This is a genomic window from Corynebacterium nasorum (assembly GCF_030229765.1).
Classification (GTDB): domain Bacteria; phylum Actinomycetota; class Actinomycetes; order Mycobacteriales; family Mycobacteriaceae; genus Corynebacterium; species Corynebacterium kefirresidentii.
On sequence record NZ_JASPGY010000021.1, the window covers coordinates 1 to 1,306 of the forward strand.

A 1,306-nucleotide genomic window follows, 5' to 3' on the forward strand; every position below is an offset into this window, starting at 1 on the left:
TGAAGTGCCCCGGGTTTTGTTCCTAGGCGTTTGCCTTGATTTCTATTATTGCTTGCGGCGGGTGCTGGTCCCAAAATTCGGTTTCCACTTCAGCTGGCGTGCGGTAGCCCAAGCTTTGGTGAAGCCTCGTCTCGTTCCACCATGACACCCACTCAAACGTCGCGATTTCCACCTCGACAACCTCATCCCACCTGCGAGTATGGATCAGCTCGTTTTTGTAGGAACCATTAACGTTTTCCGCCAGAGCATTGTCATAGGAGTCGCCAACAGTTCCGGTGGAAGCGGCAATCCCGTGCTGGGCAAGACGCTCGTTGTAGACAACGCTGACATACTGCGAGCCGTGATCCGAATGATGAATGAGACCTGTTGTTTCCTCAGCAGACGCGATCGCCTGGTTGAGAGCTTGCAGCGGCAACGCTTCGGTGCGCATGGAATCTGATAACGCCCACCCAACGATCCGTCGGGAGTAAACATCGGTGACAAACGCGGCATACACAAAGCCTTTCTTCGTGCGCACGTAGGTAATATCAGCCACCCACAGCTTGTTCGGGCCTTCGGCTTTGAATTCTCGCTCCACCAAGTCCGGGCGCAAATCCGGCCTTTGAGGTGTGCGAGTGGTCATAGGCGAGCGGCCTTTGCCTTTGCCTGATACACCGGCTAGACGCATCAGCCGCGCGGTTTGTTCACGACCGATATCGATTCCGTCACGATGAAGAGCATGCCACATTTTCCGCACACCGTAGATGCCGTAATTATCCCGATGGATAGCACTAATGCGTTCAACCAGCACAGCATCACGAAGGCCGCGAGCACTTACCCCACGGGCCTTGGACTGACGATACCCACGCGAGGTGATGAACCCACCAGCGCGGTTTTTCTTCAACGTCTTACAGATGAACTCGACAGAGAAACGATTCCGGTATTCATCGATGAACCGGATCATTTCCGACGTTTTGGGTCGAGTTCCGACGCGAAAAAAGCTGAGGCAGCCTTTAAAAGTTCATTGGTGTCGCGTAGCTCTTGATTTTCACGGCGAAGCCTCGCGTTTTCGGCGGCCAGATCTTCAGGCACGGGTTCTGGGATGTTTCCCGCACGGCGGGCCTGTTGGGTCCATTGACGGGCTGTGTGCCATGACACCCCCAGCTTTGGGGCTACTGCCTGGCACGCGGCTTGCATCGACATATTTTCCGCCAAGATGCGGTCCTCTACAAGACGGACCACACGATCCTTCGCATCCTGGTCAAATTTTCTTGGCATATTCCAGATTTCCCATCTACTCAAACGGAACAAAACCTGGGACACTTCA

The 1,306-nt window shown here is 54.4% G+C and carries 2 protein-coding genes; both read right to left on the minus strand.

Translation table 11 applies throughout. The features are described from left to right. Positions 1-22: 22 nt before the first annotated feature. The gene (locus QP904_RS11710; protein ID WP_011117481.1) at positions 23-943 is read right to left on the minus strand and encodes an IS3 family transposase; all 921 of its coding nucleotides are present in this window, start codon (positions 941-943) and stop codon (positions 23-25) included. Beyond that, on the minus strand, positions 940-1,257 hold the full coding sequence (locus tag QP904_RS11770) for a transposase (RefSeq protein WP_013887466.1): 318 nt from the start codon (positions 1,255-1,257) through the stop codon (positions 940-942). The genes QP904_RS11710 and QP904_RS11770 overlap by 4 nt, the downstream gene beginning before the upstream one ends. Positions 1,258-1,306 lie beyond the last annotated feature (49 nt).

What these genes read in the sequence shown, in the direction of transcription:
- QP904_RS11710 (WP_011117481.1), bottom strand. Translation starts at nt 943, where the DNA reads ATGATCCGGTTCATCGATGAATACCGGAATCGTTTCTCTGTCGAGTTC.
- QP904_RS11770 (WP_013887466.1), bottom strand. Translation starts at nt 1,257, where the DNA reads ATGCCAAGAAAATTTGACCAGGATGCGAAGGATCGTGTGGTCCGTCTT.